At 44.5% G+C, this 13528-nt stretch carries 15 protein-coding genes; 1 reads left to right on the forward strand and 14 read right to left on the reverse strand.

The features are described 5' to 3' along the window. Positions 1 to 135: 135 nt before the first annotated feature. Together tatC and tatA are read right to left on the reverse strand one after the other, a co-directional pair. Positions 136 to 879: a twin-arginine translocase subunit TatC gene (gene tatC / locus D1B31_RS06495; RefSeq protein ID WP_118919924.1), complete on the reverse strand. Its 744-nt coding sequence runs from the start codon at positions 877 to 879 to the stop codon at positions 136 to 138. A 187-nt stretch (positions 880 to 1066) separates the two neighbouring features. Beyond that, positions 1067 to 1261, reverse strand: coding sequence for a twin-arginine translocase TatA/TatE family subunit (gene tatA / locus D1B31_RS06500; RefSeq protein WP_118919925.1), 195 nt, complete (start codon positions 1259 to 1261; stop codon positions 1067 to 1069). Between the two features lie 306 nt (positions 1262 to 1567). Between tatA and D1B31_RS06505 the strand changes: the two genes are divergently transcribed. Beyond that, positions 1568 to 1801 carry a hypothetical protein gene (locus D1B31_RS06505; protein ID WP_118919926.1) on the forward strand — a complete coding sequence of 78 codons (234 nt, stop codon included), beginning with the start codon at positions 1568 to 1570 and terminating at the stop codon, positions 1799 to 1801. Positions 1802 to 1850: 49 nt separating this feature from the next. Here the strand turns inward: D1B31_RS06505 and D1B31_RS06510 are convergent, their stop codons facing one another. From D1B31_RS06510 to D1B31_RS06565, 12 genes are all read right to left on the reverse strand, one after another. Continuing rightward, positions 1851 to 2336 (reverse strand): dihydrofolate reductase, encoded by a 486-nt coding sequence (locus D1B31_RS06510; protein WP_118919927.1) that lies wholly within the window; start codon positions 2334 to 2336, stop codon positions 1851 to 1853. A 57-nt stretch (positions 2337 to 2393) separates the two neighbouring features. Continuing rightward, on the reverse strand, positions 2394 to 3356 hold the full coding sequence (locus D1B31_RS06515) for a thymidylate synthase (protein ID WP_420846074.1): 963 nt from the start codon (positions 3354 to 3356) through the stop codon (positions 2394 to 2396). 228 nt (positions 3357 to 3584) lie between these two features. Then, a complete protein-coding gene (locus tag D1B31_RS06520; RefSeq protein ID WP_118919928.1) occupies positions 3585 to 4292 on the reverse strand; it encodes an anthrax toxin lethal factor-related metalloendopeptidase in 708 nt (235 codons plus the stop codon). A 207-nt stretch (positions 4293 to 4499) separates the two neighbouring features. Next, entirely contained in the window at positions 4500 to 5087 is a 588-nt protein-coding gene (locus D1B31_RS06525) for a YpjP family protein (protein WP_118919929.1), read from the reverse strand. A gap of 256 nt (positions 5088 to 5343) precedes the next feature. Further along, positions 5344 to 6120: a class I SAM-dependent methyltransferase gene (locus D1B31_RS06530; protein WP_118919930.1), complete on the reverse strand. Its 777-nt coding sequence runs from the start codon at positions 6118 to 6120 to the stop codon at positions 5344 to 5346. 87 nt (positions 6121 to 6207) lie between these two features. After that, positions 6208 to 6642, reverse strand: coding sequence for a BrxA/BrxB family bacilliredoxin (locus D1B31_RS06535; protein WP_118919931.1), 435 nt, complete (start codon positions 6640 to 6642; stop codon positions 6208 to 6210). Between the two features lie 403 nt (positions 6643 to 7045). After that, positions 7046 to 8179: a conserved virulence factor C family protein gene (locus D1B31_RS06540; RefSeq protein ID WP_118919932.1), complete on the reverse strand. Its 1134-nt coding sequence runs from the start codon at positions 8177 to 8179 to the stop codon at positions 7046 to 7048. A 120-nt stretch (positions 8180 to 8299) separates the two neighbouring features. Further along, positions 8300 to 10180, reverse strand: a complete 1881-nt coding sequence (locus D1B31_RS06545) for an ABC-F family ATP-binding cassette domain-containing protein (RefSeq protein ID WP_118919933.1) — start codon at positions 10178 to 10180, stop codon at positions 8300 to 8302. Further along, entirely contained in the window at positions 10177 to 10812 is a 636-nt protein-coding gene (locus tag D1B31_RS06550) for an HD domain-containing protein (protein WP_118919998.1), read from the reverse strand. Before D1B31_RS06550 ends, D1B31_RS06545 begins: the two co-directional genes overlap by 4 nt. 515 nt (positions 10813 to 11327) lie before the next feature. After that, positions 11328 to 12176, reverse strand: a complete 849-nt coding sequence (locus D1B31_RS06555) for a DegV family protein (RefSeq protein WP_118919934.1) — start codon at positions 12174 to 12176, stop codon at positions 11328 to 11330. 97 nt (positions 12177 to 12273) lie between these two features. After that, entirely contained in the window at positions 12274 to 12750 is a 477-nt protein-coding gene (locus D1B31_RS06560; RefSeq protein ID WP_118919935.1) for a glutathione peroxidase, read from the reverse strand. An 18-nt stretch (positions 12751 to 12768) separates the two neighbouring features. After that, positions 12769 to 13305, reverse strand: coding sequence for a hypothetical protein (locus tag D1B31_RS06565; RefSeq protein WP_118919936.1), 537 nt, complete (start codon positions 13303 to 13305; stop codon positions 12769 to 12771). Positions 13306 to 13528: the final 223 nt, after the last annotated feature.

Below are 13528 nucleotides of genomic sequence, written 5' to 3' on the forward strand. Positions count from 1 at the left end.
CGTTCCCAGCCCGATGAATGATATCCTATAACCGTCGCATCCCCGACCATTCAGGAGACAACCACGATGTCATAAAACAAAAAGCCGCTCCCAAAACAGCCGCGGTTAACGACTTTTCAGGAACAGCTTTAAACATCATTCAGCGGCAATTTCCGTTTCATCATCAGCAAGTTTTTTCATCCGTTTTTTATAGACAAATTTTGATAAATTCACTGAAATTTCATACAGGAGCAGCAGCGGAATGCTGACCAGGAAATCAGAAACAGGATCTGGAGGCGTGATGATAACTGCAATGATAATTAATATAAAGTAAGCATATTTGCGTATTTTCGTCAGAACGTAAGGATTTAATATGCCAAGCGAAGTAAGGAACATAACCACCGGCGGAAGTTCGAACAGGACACCGAAAGGAAGCGTCATATTTAGAATGAACCGGAAATACTTTTCAGCCGTAAAATTGGTGACAAGCATGTCTCCGCCCAGATTGACAAGGAACTTCATGACATTCGGAAAAATAACAAAATAGCCAAAGGCCATTCCCAAAATAAACAAAATGAATAAGGCCGGGATATACGAAAGCGAAATCCTTCTTTCAATCGGCTTCAGCGCTGGTTTTACGAAGAGCCAGATCTGGATAGCCAATATAGGAATCGTTCCTGCTATGGCAATCAGGGATGCCAGTGTAAAATAAACCCAGACGATATCACTTGGCCCAAGGACAATTAATTTCACATCGAGATCACGTACAAACCAGTGGTAGATGTCCTCAACATAATAAAAACCTGCGATAAAAAAGGCGACAAATGCCACTGCAGAGATGATGATTCTTTTGCGAAGTTCATCAAGATGGTCAACTACATTTAATTCTTTATCTTCCATAATGTTCTCCCTGCCAATGCGTTGTAGATTGCTGCAGCCCGGATTTTTTTTACGCGGGCAGCATACGGATATGTGTATAAGAAAAGGGGCCCTACCCAAGCTTCGCTTTCAAGCTGCAAGGCCGTGAACCCCCGGTTAAAACGAATTAAACTTTAAGAAAAAAGGTGCAAGACCGGAATCTTACACCTTATTTTGTTGCTTTTTTCTTTTCTTCTTCAAAATCTTCCATAACATCGCTTGTCAATTCACGAGTCGATTTCTTGAATTCACGAAGTGTCTGGCCGAAAGCGCGGCCGATTTCTGGAAGCTTTTTAGGTCCAAAAATGATGAGGGCAAGAACTAGTATCAAAATTAAGCCGGGAACGCCAATATTATTTAGCATACGTTAACATCCCTTTCTATAAGTGAATCTACTATGATTATAGTACTTTATAAACACCTTGGGTCAAAAACAAGCGAAAATACATATAACTTTCACAAATAAGCCTAGGAATGGAAACCTCTTCCCTGCATGTCCAATTTAACAATTACAGGGGTGTTAGTCAATGTTTAAAAGGTTTTTACCAACGTTCACAATATTTTGAAATTTCTATACTTTTTTTGTTGATTTCATTTGTCAGAATAACATATACTAAGAAAAAGCACCCTGAGCAAGCAAAAAAATCAATTATAGAAGGGAGTGGACAGCTTGGAATTTTCACTCGATAACTTTGAGTGTGTCCTGCCGGTGGAAATCACAATCGATGACGATAACGGCCGTTATATGGTCCGGAAAAGCGATACAAGCGGAGTCTTTTTTAACAGCCCTTCTGAACTAATTTCCTGGATCAAGGCCCATCTGAAGGAAGAAGAGTTTCTCAAGCCGGATGCTTTCCGGCAAATGCTTGGCAAGCTAGACGAGTATGAACAAAGCAATCAATGAATAACCGCAAAAACATCAGCCCTTTGCTGATGTTTTTGCATGTTAATGGCTATTTACGCTCATAGATCCGAAATTCGTACCCATAAGGATTTTTCTCATTCCGTATCCCTTTTTCTGAACAAAGCAATTCCCACTCACTCAGATCAAATTCAGGAAAAAACGTATCCCCCTCAAATTCTTCGTTAATATAGGTTATGTAGAGCTTGTCCGCAAACGGGAACATCTCACGGAAAATTTCCGCCCCGCCAATCACGAAAACTTCCTCGTCTTTCTTTTTGCAAAAATCAACGAAATCCTCAGTTGAATAAAACACTGTACAGCCTTCACATGTATAATCCTTGTTCCGGGTAATGATAATATTCTCCCTGCCCGGCAGGATGCGGCCAATCGAGTCGTGGGTTTTCCTGCCCATTGCGATCGGATGTCCCATTGTCGATGTTTTGAAAAATTTAAGGTCTTCGGGAAGATGCCACGGCAGCTGGTTTTCCTTGCCGATGACCCTGTTTTTATCCATCGCCCAAATGAACGAAATCATACACTCACACCTCCTTTCATATACTGATGCCTCTTTGTTAAGTTCCTATGCTGTTTCTTATACCGCCACTGGCGCCTTGATAGCCGGATGAGGATTATATCCTTCCAACTTGATATCCTCCACATCAAAATCGAAAACGGAAGGCTTGTCAGGATTCAAATGCAAGGTTGGAAACGGTCTAGGTTCCCTTCCCATTTGGGTATTTACCTGCTCCACATGGTTGGAATAAATATGTGCATCTCCGATAGTATGAACGAACTCCCCGACATCAAGTCCGCATTCTTGTGCGATAATATGGGTTAATAGAGCATACGATGCCACATTGAACGGGACTCCTAAAAAGTGGTCACCGCTCCGTTGGTAAAGCTGACAGCTTAGTTTGCCTTCCGCCACATAAAATTGGAAGAGGGTGTGGCATGGCGGCAAGGCCATCGATGGGATATCTTCCGGGTTCCAGGCCGACACGATCAATCTCCTAGAGTCTGGATTCGTTTTAATCATTTGAATGACATCCTTGATTTGGTCGATGGTCTCCCCAGTGGAAGTCTTCCATGCCCGCCATTGTTTCCCGTACACGTCGCCAAGTTCCCCGTACTTGGCGGCAAACTCATCATCCTCGAGGATGCGTTTCTTGAATTTGTCCATTTCTTCCACGTACAACTTGTTAAAGTCCTCGTCTTGCTGTGAACGGATTCCGAAATCTGTCATATCGGGACCTTTGTATTCTGGGTTCTCCACCCACCGTTTGAACGCCCACTCGTTCCAAATATTGTTGTTGTGCCGGAGAAGGTACCGGATGTTGGTGTCTCCCTTTAAAAACCATAGCAATTCAGACACAATGAGCCTGAAAGGAATTCGTTTTGTGGTGAGCAACGGAAAACCCTTCTGAAGATCAAAACGCATCTGCTGCCCGAAGATGGAATATGTACCCGTACCTGTGCGGTCCTCTTTTTTGGCTCCAGTTTCTAATATTTTTTTGCATAAATCCAGATATTGATTCTCCTCATGCTGCAAATCCATCTCTCCCTTTTCCTTAATAAAAACTACTCAACCTTGATAGTATATGAACCCATGTATGGAAGCATCATTTTTGCATTGTTCTTAGCATCAGCGAGTTACACCATTTATGATCCCTGTAACCTAATCTAACATTATTGGCGAAATTTTGCATATGGACTATTTAAGAGTGGGCATTTCTTAGATGAGGAAATGAATATCGTATCAAATAAAGGACGCTGGAAGAATAAATTAGTCCAGGTCCTTAATCATTTCGTATGTTAAAGGTGCTTTTTCTTTAAGAAGCGCGTTCGTTTCACCGTCTAAATAATAAAGTGCAAATGCTTCTGCAAAATATTCCTCGGGATAGAGAAGAAAATAATCCCTGCCTGGAAAAAGGCTGTCACGTTCCTGTTCCCATACCTTTTTAAATGATTCCTTTTGTGTGAGATGCCCGTAAACTTTATTGTCAATTGAGTGGGCCAGCTCGTGAAGTTCGAGATTGACTGATCCATGGCCTTTTCCTATTTCACTAGCGCCGATTTTCACAAGGACAACGTTCGAGCCGCCTATACCGGGAACATCGTCCCAAGTTGCTCCACCCTTATAGCCGCGCGGAGTAACGCCCTTTAGGTGCTTTACACTTGGGTTGTCTGTCAGCTTCCCTTCAAAAAGCCGGACGGAAATTCCAGCTTTGTCAATTTTGCTAAGCAGGGGTGCGGGCAGCGTTGCCAGCCTGTTGACAATCTGGGATGCTTCAGCAATATGGAACGGCTCTTCCGGCAAAAAGATGATTTTCTCTAAACTTGATATGTTTACAGATTGATTATATGCATAGTGCATGAATGCCTGTTTATCTTTGTAATCGTTCAATGCAACCCCACCAGGAGCCGCTTTGGAAGTGGTGAGAAAGGTAAGAAGCAAAATGATGGGACCCAGAATATATATTAATTTTTTCAATTCTCTTTTCCCCTGTAAATATATTGTTAGTCTAACAGAATTATAGCATGGCAATGGTGTGGGAGCTTGAGGATATTTTTGGTAAACCCTTCAATCTCAATGTTTGCATGAACGAACCGATATTCCTAAGATTCCAAAAAGAGGGTTTACATAATAATTTTACAGTGAATTAAAAAACCCGGCATTTGCCGGGTTGGAAAGTCCTATTTAGGCCATCCACTTCGGAGGCGTATTTTTATCCCAATAAATGCTGCCGAGGTCATGATGATCGACAAAGTTATCGTGGAAGGTATGATAATGGAAGTTAAACCAATAGCCTGATTGCGGCGGGTTATCGCGTCTCACGTGGAAACGGATGATATGGTCTCCGGTCCGGCTATGTTTAACATTGAAGATTTTTTCGGAATGTCCTCCTCCTGGCTGTTCAGAAATGGCAAGCGCAGCAAGGTCTTCATCAGGAAACAGGATCGCTGTTTCGGCAATCGCCTTTTCAATATTAGGAAGAATGATTTCTTTAAACTCATTTTCGATGACTGGCCTGATTTTCGTTCCGAACTTTTCATAGGAACGCGCTTCTGCAAGCTTGACCATATTTTCAATCATCGTGTCCCTGTCAGCCGGGCTTTGTCTTTCAAAGTTAGCACTATGAACAGCATCACTATTTACCGATTCACGTTCCGAGGAGTCGTTGTCAGATTTTATTCGATCCAGGAAACCCGGCTGGTGAGGCGTGACCAATCCAAAGGTCAGTAAAGAAACCATGACAACAAACGATTTCCTCAGCCACTTTTTCATATCCCCAGCCCCTTTTCAAAATAATTTTTATCTTTTTTCTATTATACTCCTTTTTGGGCTAGAGTGGGTAATATTGTTTTAAAGTTTTTTATAGTGGATAATAGATAGTAATAGATAGTATAGTGTAGAAAATAGATGACAGGGGTGTGGATGATGAGTTGGGTAATTGCTGCGGGTTGCCTAATAATGTTGGGCTACTTTATTTATTTGGCAATATGGGATTAAGAATTAGGAAAGCCGGCCTGGGAGCCGGCTTTTAGTTTTTTTCAATATAGCCAAAATGGAATTTAGCTGTTTTTCTGATCGTCCGCTTAAAATCATACAAATCGAATCGCCGACTTTTATAATGGTCTTTAAGAACAACCCTTTTTCTCGCCACTCTGTATGCCTCGGCGAACTCCTCGGCGCCAATACCGCCATGTAGTGCGAACTGCCTAAGCCCCTTGATCCCTTCTGACTCTTCAATGCTTTCTTCAAACATCGGATCGAAATAGACACAATCCCAAGAATTGTCCGGCTGGGTTTTCAAAAAGGCGACCGCCTCACGATGGATGACATTCACCCGCTGCATCGCTTCGTCCAAAGCGCTAAGTCCTGAATCCCATGTCTTCAGGCCATTTTTGACAATAAAAGAGACGTATTGATTCCCTTCAATTCCCGTGACATTCCCACTTTCACCTATCACGCAGCTCGCGACGATCGAATCGGATGCGAGCCCGAGGGTGCAATCAAGGAACGATTCGCCGTCCTTTAAATCAGCGGCTTCAATTAGCGGGTCAGTCCCTCCATCTAGGAGCCGCTTCACCCGGAACATCGCAGAAGACGGGTGGAAATAGAAAGGGTCACTTTCCCCGTACGCAAACAGATTGAACCGTTCATTCCCGGTGACGATACAGCTGCTTTGGGCCTCCGATTGCAATTGTTGGATTGACTTTTTCCTTCGCGGCACATAAGGAATGCCAAGTTGTGTTGAAACACTCTTTGCCGAGTCAATCATCTTTTCATTTACTCTGCCTGCAGTCGTTACAAACATAAACTCTTTCCCTTCGTGAACAAGATGCGCTAGCGCGGTCGTGACAGGCAACCTTAGCCACAAAAAAGGACGCCGAATGGCATCCTTTTAACAATTCGCTGCAAATGCAGATGACAGATTTTCCATGATGCCTTCCAGCGTGTTGCCTTCGATGTCATGCCTTGGAATGAAGTGGACAACTTTCCCGTCCTTTACAAGGGCGACTGATGGCGAGGAAGGCTCTATATCCCCAAAAAACTCGCGCATTTTCGCGGTAGCTTCCTTGTCTTGACCGGCAAAAACCGTTACCAAACGATCCGGTTTCTTGTCACTATTCAAAACAGACTGGGTGACCGCTGGACGGGCAAGGCCGGCCGCACAGCCGCAAACAGAATTGACAACTACAAGCGCAGTCCCTTTCGCTTCCTTCATAAATTCTTCAACTTCTTCTGACGTCTTAAGCTCCGTAAATCCTGCATTGGTCAGCTCATCCCTCATCGGCTGCACCATTTGCCTCATGTATTCTTCATATGCCATTGACATACATATCCCTCCAATTAAAAGTCTTGAATAAAAAGTATTTTAGGTCGGTAATTCAAGGCAAGATCTTAGGCTAGTGAGTTTTCACTAGTTAATCGACGGTTTTTTAATTCATAATACCTAGTTATTCTTTGGTATTTAACTAGTCTTTTTTGCAAAAATCAGCCAAATGACTAGTCAGTCTCTGAGGTTAACTAATTGCTTATAGTCATACCACTACACTAATTCACTACTCAAATTGAATGTATAGTGAGAATCTACTATCTAATGCCTATACGAGTAATCACCTAATATTACTAGCCCTCTTCCGCCCACTTAGCAAAACAAAGCTTTTCAAAAAATGGCCACAAAGTAAATTAGCCTTTTTTACTTTTGAAAAAGTCTAAACGATATTTTGCCAAAAACCCTACAACCCAGCTTTCCTGGCTTCGGTCATTTGTTTCCAAACAGATCCTTTTGCCTCTTCGCCGCCTTCGATCCGCGCGATGGCCATCTGCACTTGCATGGCAACCTCGAATTCCGGATCGTTCGCTGCTTCCTTCAAAGCAGGAAGGGCCGATTCATCCCCTACTTCGAAAAGGAACATCGCCGCGCGCCAGCGGACAAGTTTGTTCGGATCTTTCAGTGCTTCAGCCATTGCTGGGCCTGCCTCAGGGAAACCAAGGTCTGACATGCAGTCTCCGGCTGTCCTTCTGACCGTGACCGTTTTATCCTTCAATGCCTTATAAAGCACTGGCAGCACTGCCTTATCTTCAATCATGCCCAGATAGACAGTTGCGAGCCTCCTGATTGAAGCTTTTTCATCTAGGAGCGCTTTCTCAAGCAGTGGCAAATCTTCCAGCTCAGGGTCTGGCATTTGCTCAAGCTTTTGGTAGCGGATCCGCCAGTCGGGATTTTCCAGGTCTTCCAAGGTAACTTTATGACGCTCGCGCATCTGGCGTACCGGTGCGTTCACTCCGCCTGCCTCAGCGGCTTTGACGAGTTCATCCAGGCGGGACTGCGGATAGGCCGCCGTCAGCTCTTCGACCACTTCTTTCCCGATTTGGTCAAAGTCCCCGTATCGGATGCCGAAATCCTGCCATTTCCTAAGAAGGATATAGTTTTCACCTTCTAATTGGGCTTTCTCCCTGGCAGCAAGGAAGTTTTCCGGCATGCCAAAACGCCTTTCCTCATTCCCGTCCATTAATTTTACCTGGAGCGGGATTTCTTTAAACATTTGCACCTGCACTTGGATTTCGCCAAATCCGGTAACAGCTTCCATTCCGGTGTCCGGGCTTTCGGATTCTTCACCGAAGGCCTCTCTTACTTTTGCTAGCAGGTCCTTCCAGTCATACTTGGCATTTCGTTCAATCGCAATAAAGTCCGCGACATGGTAAACCCCTTTAATCCCCTCAATTTCAAGGATCTTTCGGATTACGGAAGGCGCGCCTTCCTGTTTATCCCTTTTATAATTATGGCTCTTGCCCATTGGCAGCTTCTGATCGAGATTAATTTTCATTGTATTCGGGCTCGGAGTCGGTTCAATAGACACAATTTTCACTATGCTCACCTCACTTTTACTGTATCATAATGCCCATGCCATTTCATACTCAATGGATTGGCTATTTTTGAGAAAATAAACGAGTTGAAATACATCCCGTTAGAATCGCCCGGATAGTCGTCAGCCCTCAGCCAGTTCGGAAAGATACGACCACCGCTCAATGAGCCTTTCAAGTTCTTCATTAAGCTCCGAATCTTCCTTCATCAAGTTGTGGGCAAGCTCGAAATTGCTGCCGGTAGTGGCCATTTCACCGGAGATTTCCTCCAGCCTGCTCTCAACCGAAGCAATTTTGTCATCGATTGTTTCCCAATCCTTCTGCTCCTGGTAGGACATTCTTTTCTTTTTCTCCCGGACCCGTGCCGGCTGGCTTTCTCCCGCAGGTTTTCCAGCCGGTGCGCTTTTTACTGCTTCCTGCTCCATATATTCAGAATAATTCCCGTAAAATGAGCCGGTTTTGCCGCCGCCATGCAAAATCAACAGCTGTTCGGCAACCTTATCAAGAAAATACCGGTCATGGGATACGGTGATGACCACACCAGGAAAGTCTTCAAGATAATCTTCAAGAACTGTCAGCGTTTGTGTATCGAGGTCATTTGTCGGCTCATCCAGCAAGAGGACATTCGGTGCTTCCATCAAAATTTTCAGGAGATACAGCCTTCGCCTTTCCCCTCCGGACAGCTTCCTGATCGGTGTTCCATGGGTAGCTGGCGGGAAGAGGAAGCGCTCAAGCATCTGTGAGACCGAAATTGTTTTCCCATCGGTGGTATCAATTACCTGGGCCGTTTCCTTGATGTATTCAATCATTCGCTGGTTTTCATCCATGTCTTCATTTTCCTGGGTATAGTAACCGATCTTCACTGTCTGGCCCATCTGATATTCTCCGCTGTCTAGCGGAATCTTTTTTGCCAATATGTTCAGCAAGGTTGTTTTACCCGTTCCGTTCCCACCGATAATCCCGATTCGGTCACCCGGTTTTACAAGCAGGTCGAACTTGTCGAGGATAACCGTTCCCCCAAATGTTTTGCTTGCTTCCTTCAGTTCAAAAACCTGTTTACCGAGCCGGCTTCCGCTTAAGGAAATATCGAGTCTTTCGGCTGATCTGGAACCGGATACGTTTTCCTCCAGCTTTTCAAAGCGGTCGATTCGCGCCTTTTGCTTCGTTGAACGGGCTTGTGCTCCCCGGCGGATCCATTCCAATTCACGTCTAAAAAGATTCTTCTGTTTATCAAGTGTCGCTGCCTCATTTTCTTCCCGGATTGCTTTCGCTTCAAGGAAATCGGCATAGTTCCCTTTGTACGTATAAAGGTTTCCGCCATCAAGCTCCATAATCCTGTTCGTTACCCGGTCGAGAAAATAGCGGTCATGGGTAACGAGCATGACAGAACCGTTATATCCCTTCAGGTAATCTTCAAGCCAATTAACTGATGCAAAATCAAGGTGGTTTGTTGGCTCATCGAGAATCAGCAAATCAGGGGCTTCAATCAGGACCCCGGCAAGGGCGACCCTCTTTTTTTGCCCTCCTGACAGCTCGCCAACCTTCCTGCTAAACCCTTCGATGCCAAGCCTGGACAAAATCGTTTTTGCATTCGTGCTCGCATCCCAGCCATTTACAGCATCCATTTCTTTTTGCAGCTGGAATAACTCTTCCTGAATCTGTTGGTTTTCGGGGTCGGCCTCAAGCCTTGCCAGGCAATTTTCATAGTTCCGCATTGTTTTTACAACAGGGGCATCACCATGGAATACTTGGTCAAGGACTGTCAGTTCAGGATCGATCTCGGGATTTTGATCAAGATACGCGATCACGTAATCCTTCGAAGCGCTGATTTCGCCCGAATCCGAATCATCAACTCCTGCGATGATTTTTAATAAAGAAGATTTCCCGGTTCCGTTAATGCCAATCAGGCCGATTTTTTCCTTTTCGCCAACTGTAAAAGATATGTGATTGAACAATTTTTTCTCGCCATATGTTTTCGAGAGGTTTTCAACTGTCAGCATTTTCATTTATCGCATTCCCACTCTCTATAAAACTGTTTGAGAAAGGCTTCCATAAAGCTCTGCCTTTCTTCGGCCATTCGCCTTGCTGTTTCTGTATTCATCAAGTCCTTCAATTTGAGGAGCTTTTCGTAAAAATGATTGATACTGGACGACTTACCACTCCTGTATTCCTCGAGTGTCATATGTTCGCGGACTGTCAGTTCTGGCGCGTAGATAGGCTGTCCTTTTTTTCCGCCAAAAGCAAAAGCCCTCGCGATTCCAATTGCGCCGATTGCGTCAAGCCGGTCGGCATCTTGGACAACTTTTGCCTCAAAGGAAGGAAGCTCCGTGCCTTGACCACCCTTGAAGGAAATGGAATAAACAATTTCGTTGATTTGTTGTTTAACCGCTCCTTCTAAACCAAGCGACGCGAGGAAAGAATCAAGCTTCTCACGGCCAGCTTCGGCCGAAGCATTCAATTTCTCATCAGGAATGTCATGCAATAAAGCAGCCATTTCGATTATGTATTTGTCGCCGGCATTTTCTTTTGCCGCGATTAAAAGAGCGTTATTCCTGACACGTTCGACGTGGTGCCAGTCATGCCCAGTCACATCTTCGCCCATTTGCTCTTTTACAAAACGTTCAATTTTGTTAATCATCCGATCCACTAACCGCACTCCCTTTCACCTAGCTATTTTACCATGAAGGGGCAAGGGGGTGTATTTTTCAAGCTGTAAATGGAAGACTTAGCGACCGAACAGCAGGTGGTAGGCTGTCCTTCGGGCTATAAAGGATAACTTATTAACCGAAGAGCAACGGACAGGCCCTCCTTCGGCTACTAAAGGCTGTCTTATTAACCGAAGAGCAACGGACAGACCCTCCTTCGGCTACTAAAGGCTGTCTTATTAATCGAAGAGCAGCTGCCAGACCCTCCTTCGGCTACTAAAGGAAGACTTATTAATCGAAGAGCAGCGAGCAGACTGTCCTGCGGGCTCTAAAGGCCAACTTAGTGGCCGAACAGCAATAAGCAGCATGTCCTTCGGGCTCTAAAGGCAGACTTAGTGGCTGAACAGCAGTAAGCAGCATGTCCTTCGGGCTCTAAAGGCAGACTTAGTGGCTGAACAGCAGCGAGCAGCCGGGCTTTCGGGCATTAAAAAAGTGCCGAATTGGCACTTTAGTCGATGTGATGATACCAGCTGATTCCAAGCGTGTTTTCACCGGCATGGACACCTATGGTCGCACCAAGCGGACAGCGGCGGAAGGTGAGACCCGGGAACTTTGGCTCCAATTCCTTTTGCCAGTCGAGCGCGGCATCTTCATGGAAGCCATATAGAAGGTAGACTTCTTTAAAGCCATGCTTTTCGTAAGCGGCTCTCATATACCCTTCAATCTTTTCCTTCGCTTTTTTCGTATTTCTCACTTTTTCTTTCGTCTCTAATCCGCCATTTACAATTGAAATGATTGGCGTGATGCTAAGCATGCTGCCGAGAAAAAATTGGACACCGCTCATACGGCCGCTCCTGTGAAGCTGTTCAAGGCTGCCAATAAGGACGTAGGTTTCATTTTCGTCACGCAGCTTTTCCAGCTCCCGAGTTATTTCCTCTACGTTTTTTCCTTCCTTTTCAAGAGCAATCCCTTTCTTTAACAAAGCCGATAAAGGGAATGCTAGTATTTTTGAGTCAATCGTTGTCACAGGTATGCTGACAAGCTGGGCTGCCTGCTGGCTGGACGAGACGGTCCCGCTTAATTTTGAGGACAAAAGAACAGTAATAATCTCATCGTAATTTTTCGCCAGCTTTTCAAATAGTTGTTGGAATGCTCCGACAGACGGCTGGGACGTTTTAGGCGGTGTTTTCAGTACCTTTAACTTTGCGTATAGCTCCTCAGCTGTAAGATCAATCCCATCGGCATATTCCACATCATCAAGGATGACGGAAATTGGAATTGTGTATAAATCTGGATGATTCCTCAGTTCCTCATCCAGATAAGCTGTGCTATCTGTCACCCAAGCTATTTTTTTCAAAAAAACTCCCCCTTTTTACAATAAAGCAGCAACATTTTTATGTATTAGTGTATTCCCATGATTATTATAATATTTATTTTCAGAAAAGTCACAGTATTCAGAGTAAAGTTTTTAGCTCTTTTGCCAACTCTTCGGGTTTCTCTTGAGGTGCGAACCTTTTTACTGGCTTTCCATCCCGGCCAATCAAGAATTTTGTGAAATTCCACTTAATACTTCTGCTTCCCAAAATCCCAGGTACTGCTTCAGTTAGATAAGCGAAAAGCGGATGTGCTTTTTCCCCATTGACATCGACTTTCGAAAATATCGGAAAGGATACTCCGTAGTTTAACGAGCAAAACGATTGGATTTCTTCCTCATCGCCCGGTTCCTGGCCGCCGAATTGATTGCATGGAAACCCAAGTATGGTGAAACCGCTGTCCTTGTAACGCTCATATAGTTCCTGTAAACCCGTATACTGAGGCGTAAAGCCGCATTTGCTCGCTGTATTGACAATTAAAACAACCTGTCCCTCGTACCGGGACATTGGGACTTCTTCACCTTTTATCGATTTCGCTTCGAATTGGTATATTGACATTTGAATCCTCCCCACTTGTTATCTACGTCCTTCCGCTAGCAAAGAATATAAGCCTCCAATGGCATCCACCATGTAGACCGGAATGTCTTTCAAATCCTCTAGCTGACTCTCTGTTACGAGCCTATTGAAATCAACAACAATTTCATTCATGACAGCCGGCTGCCCATCAAGCGGGTTCCTGTATACCGTCTGGAGAATCTTCCGTTCAGATCCCCACGCTGTTTCCATATAGGTCTGAATCTCACGATAAATCAGCGGGGAATCGTCATGGACCGCCCTGAAATACAAGATAAGCTCACAGCCGGCTTTTGGCCCAGCCTGATCTTTTTCCAAAAGCTCCGAAGCAAGGTTTTCGAGACCCGCTATCAGCCTAAATTCCGCCTCGATTCCAGGGAATTCGGGGACATAGAAAAAAAGTGAAAATTGCCTAGAAATGCTGGCAAGGTCCATTAAGTCCTTCCTGTCCATGACCATGATTTTTCCATCTGCATCAAGGTCATAGAATGTTCCTTCAATAATTACTTTCATATTATCAAATGCTGTAGGATCGAACAATTTGACACCTCATTTTTGCAAAAAATCCGTCAAAGAGCAGTTTTATTGTCGCAGAAGTTCTCGCTATGCGACTTGATTCATTCTGAAAGCAGTTTTCATGTCGCATAAGTGCTCGCTATGCGACTTGATTCCTTCTAAGAGCAGCTTTACTGTCGCATAAGTGCTCGCTATGCGACTCGATCCCTTCAAAGAACTGCTTTCATGTCGCATAAACGCTCGCTAT

The sequence above is a fragment of the Neobacillus notoginsengisoli genome (assembly GCF_003515685.1).
Classification (GTDB): Bacteria; Bacillota; Bacilli; order Bacillales; family Cytobacillaceae; genus Bacillus_D; species Bacillus_D notoginsengisoli.

Coding starts and splice junctions, on each gene's coding strand:
- D1B31_RS06535 (WP_118919931.1), bottom strand. CDS start 6,642: ATGTCAATGGCATATGAAGAATACATGAGGCAAATGGTGCAGCCGATG.
- D1B31_RS06525 (WP_118919929.1), bottom strand. CDS start 5,087: ATGAAAAAGTGGCTGAGGAAATCGTTTGTTGTCATGGTTTCTTTACTG.
- tatC (WP_118919924.1), bottom strand. CDS start 879: ATGGAAGATAAAGAATTAAATGTAGTTGACCATCTTGATGAACTTCGC.
- D1B31_RS06515 (WP_420846074.1), bottom strand. CDS start 3,356: ATGGATTTGCAGCATGAGGAGAATCAATATCTGGATTTATGCAAAAAA.
- D1B31_RS06560 (WP_118919935.1), bottom strand. CDS start 12,750: ATGTCAATATACCAATTCGAAGCGAAATCGATAAAAGGTGAAGAAGTC.
- D1B31_RS06545 (WP_118919933.1), bottom strand. CDS start 10,180: ATGAAAATGCTGACAGTTGAAAACCTCTCGAAAACATATGGCGAGAAA.
- tatA (WP_118919925.1), bottom strand. CDS start 1,261: ATGCTAAATAATATTGGCGTTCCCGGCTTAATTTTGATACTAGTTCTT.
- D1B31_RS06550 (WP_118919998.1), bottom strand. CDS start 10,812: ATGATTAACAAAATTGAACGTTTTGTAAAAGAGCAAATGGGCGAAGAT.
- D1B31_RS06510 (WP_118919927.1), bottom strand. CDS start 2,336: ATGATTTCGTTCATTTGGGCGATGGATAAAAACAGGGTCATCGGCAAG.
- D1B31_RS06530 (WP_118919930.1), bottom strand. CDS start 6,120: ATGTTTGTAACGACTGCAGGCAGAGTAAATGAAAAGATGATTGACTCG.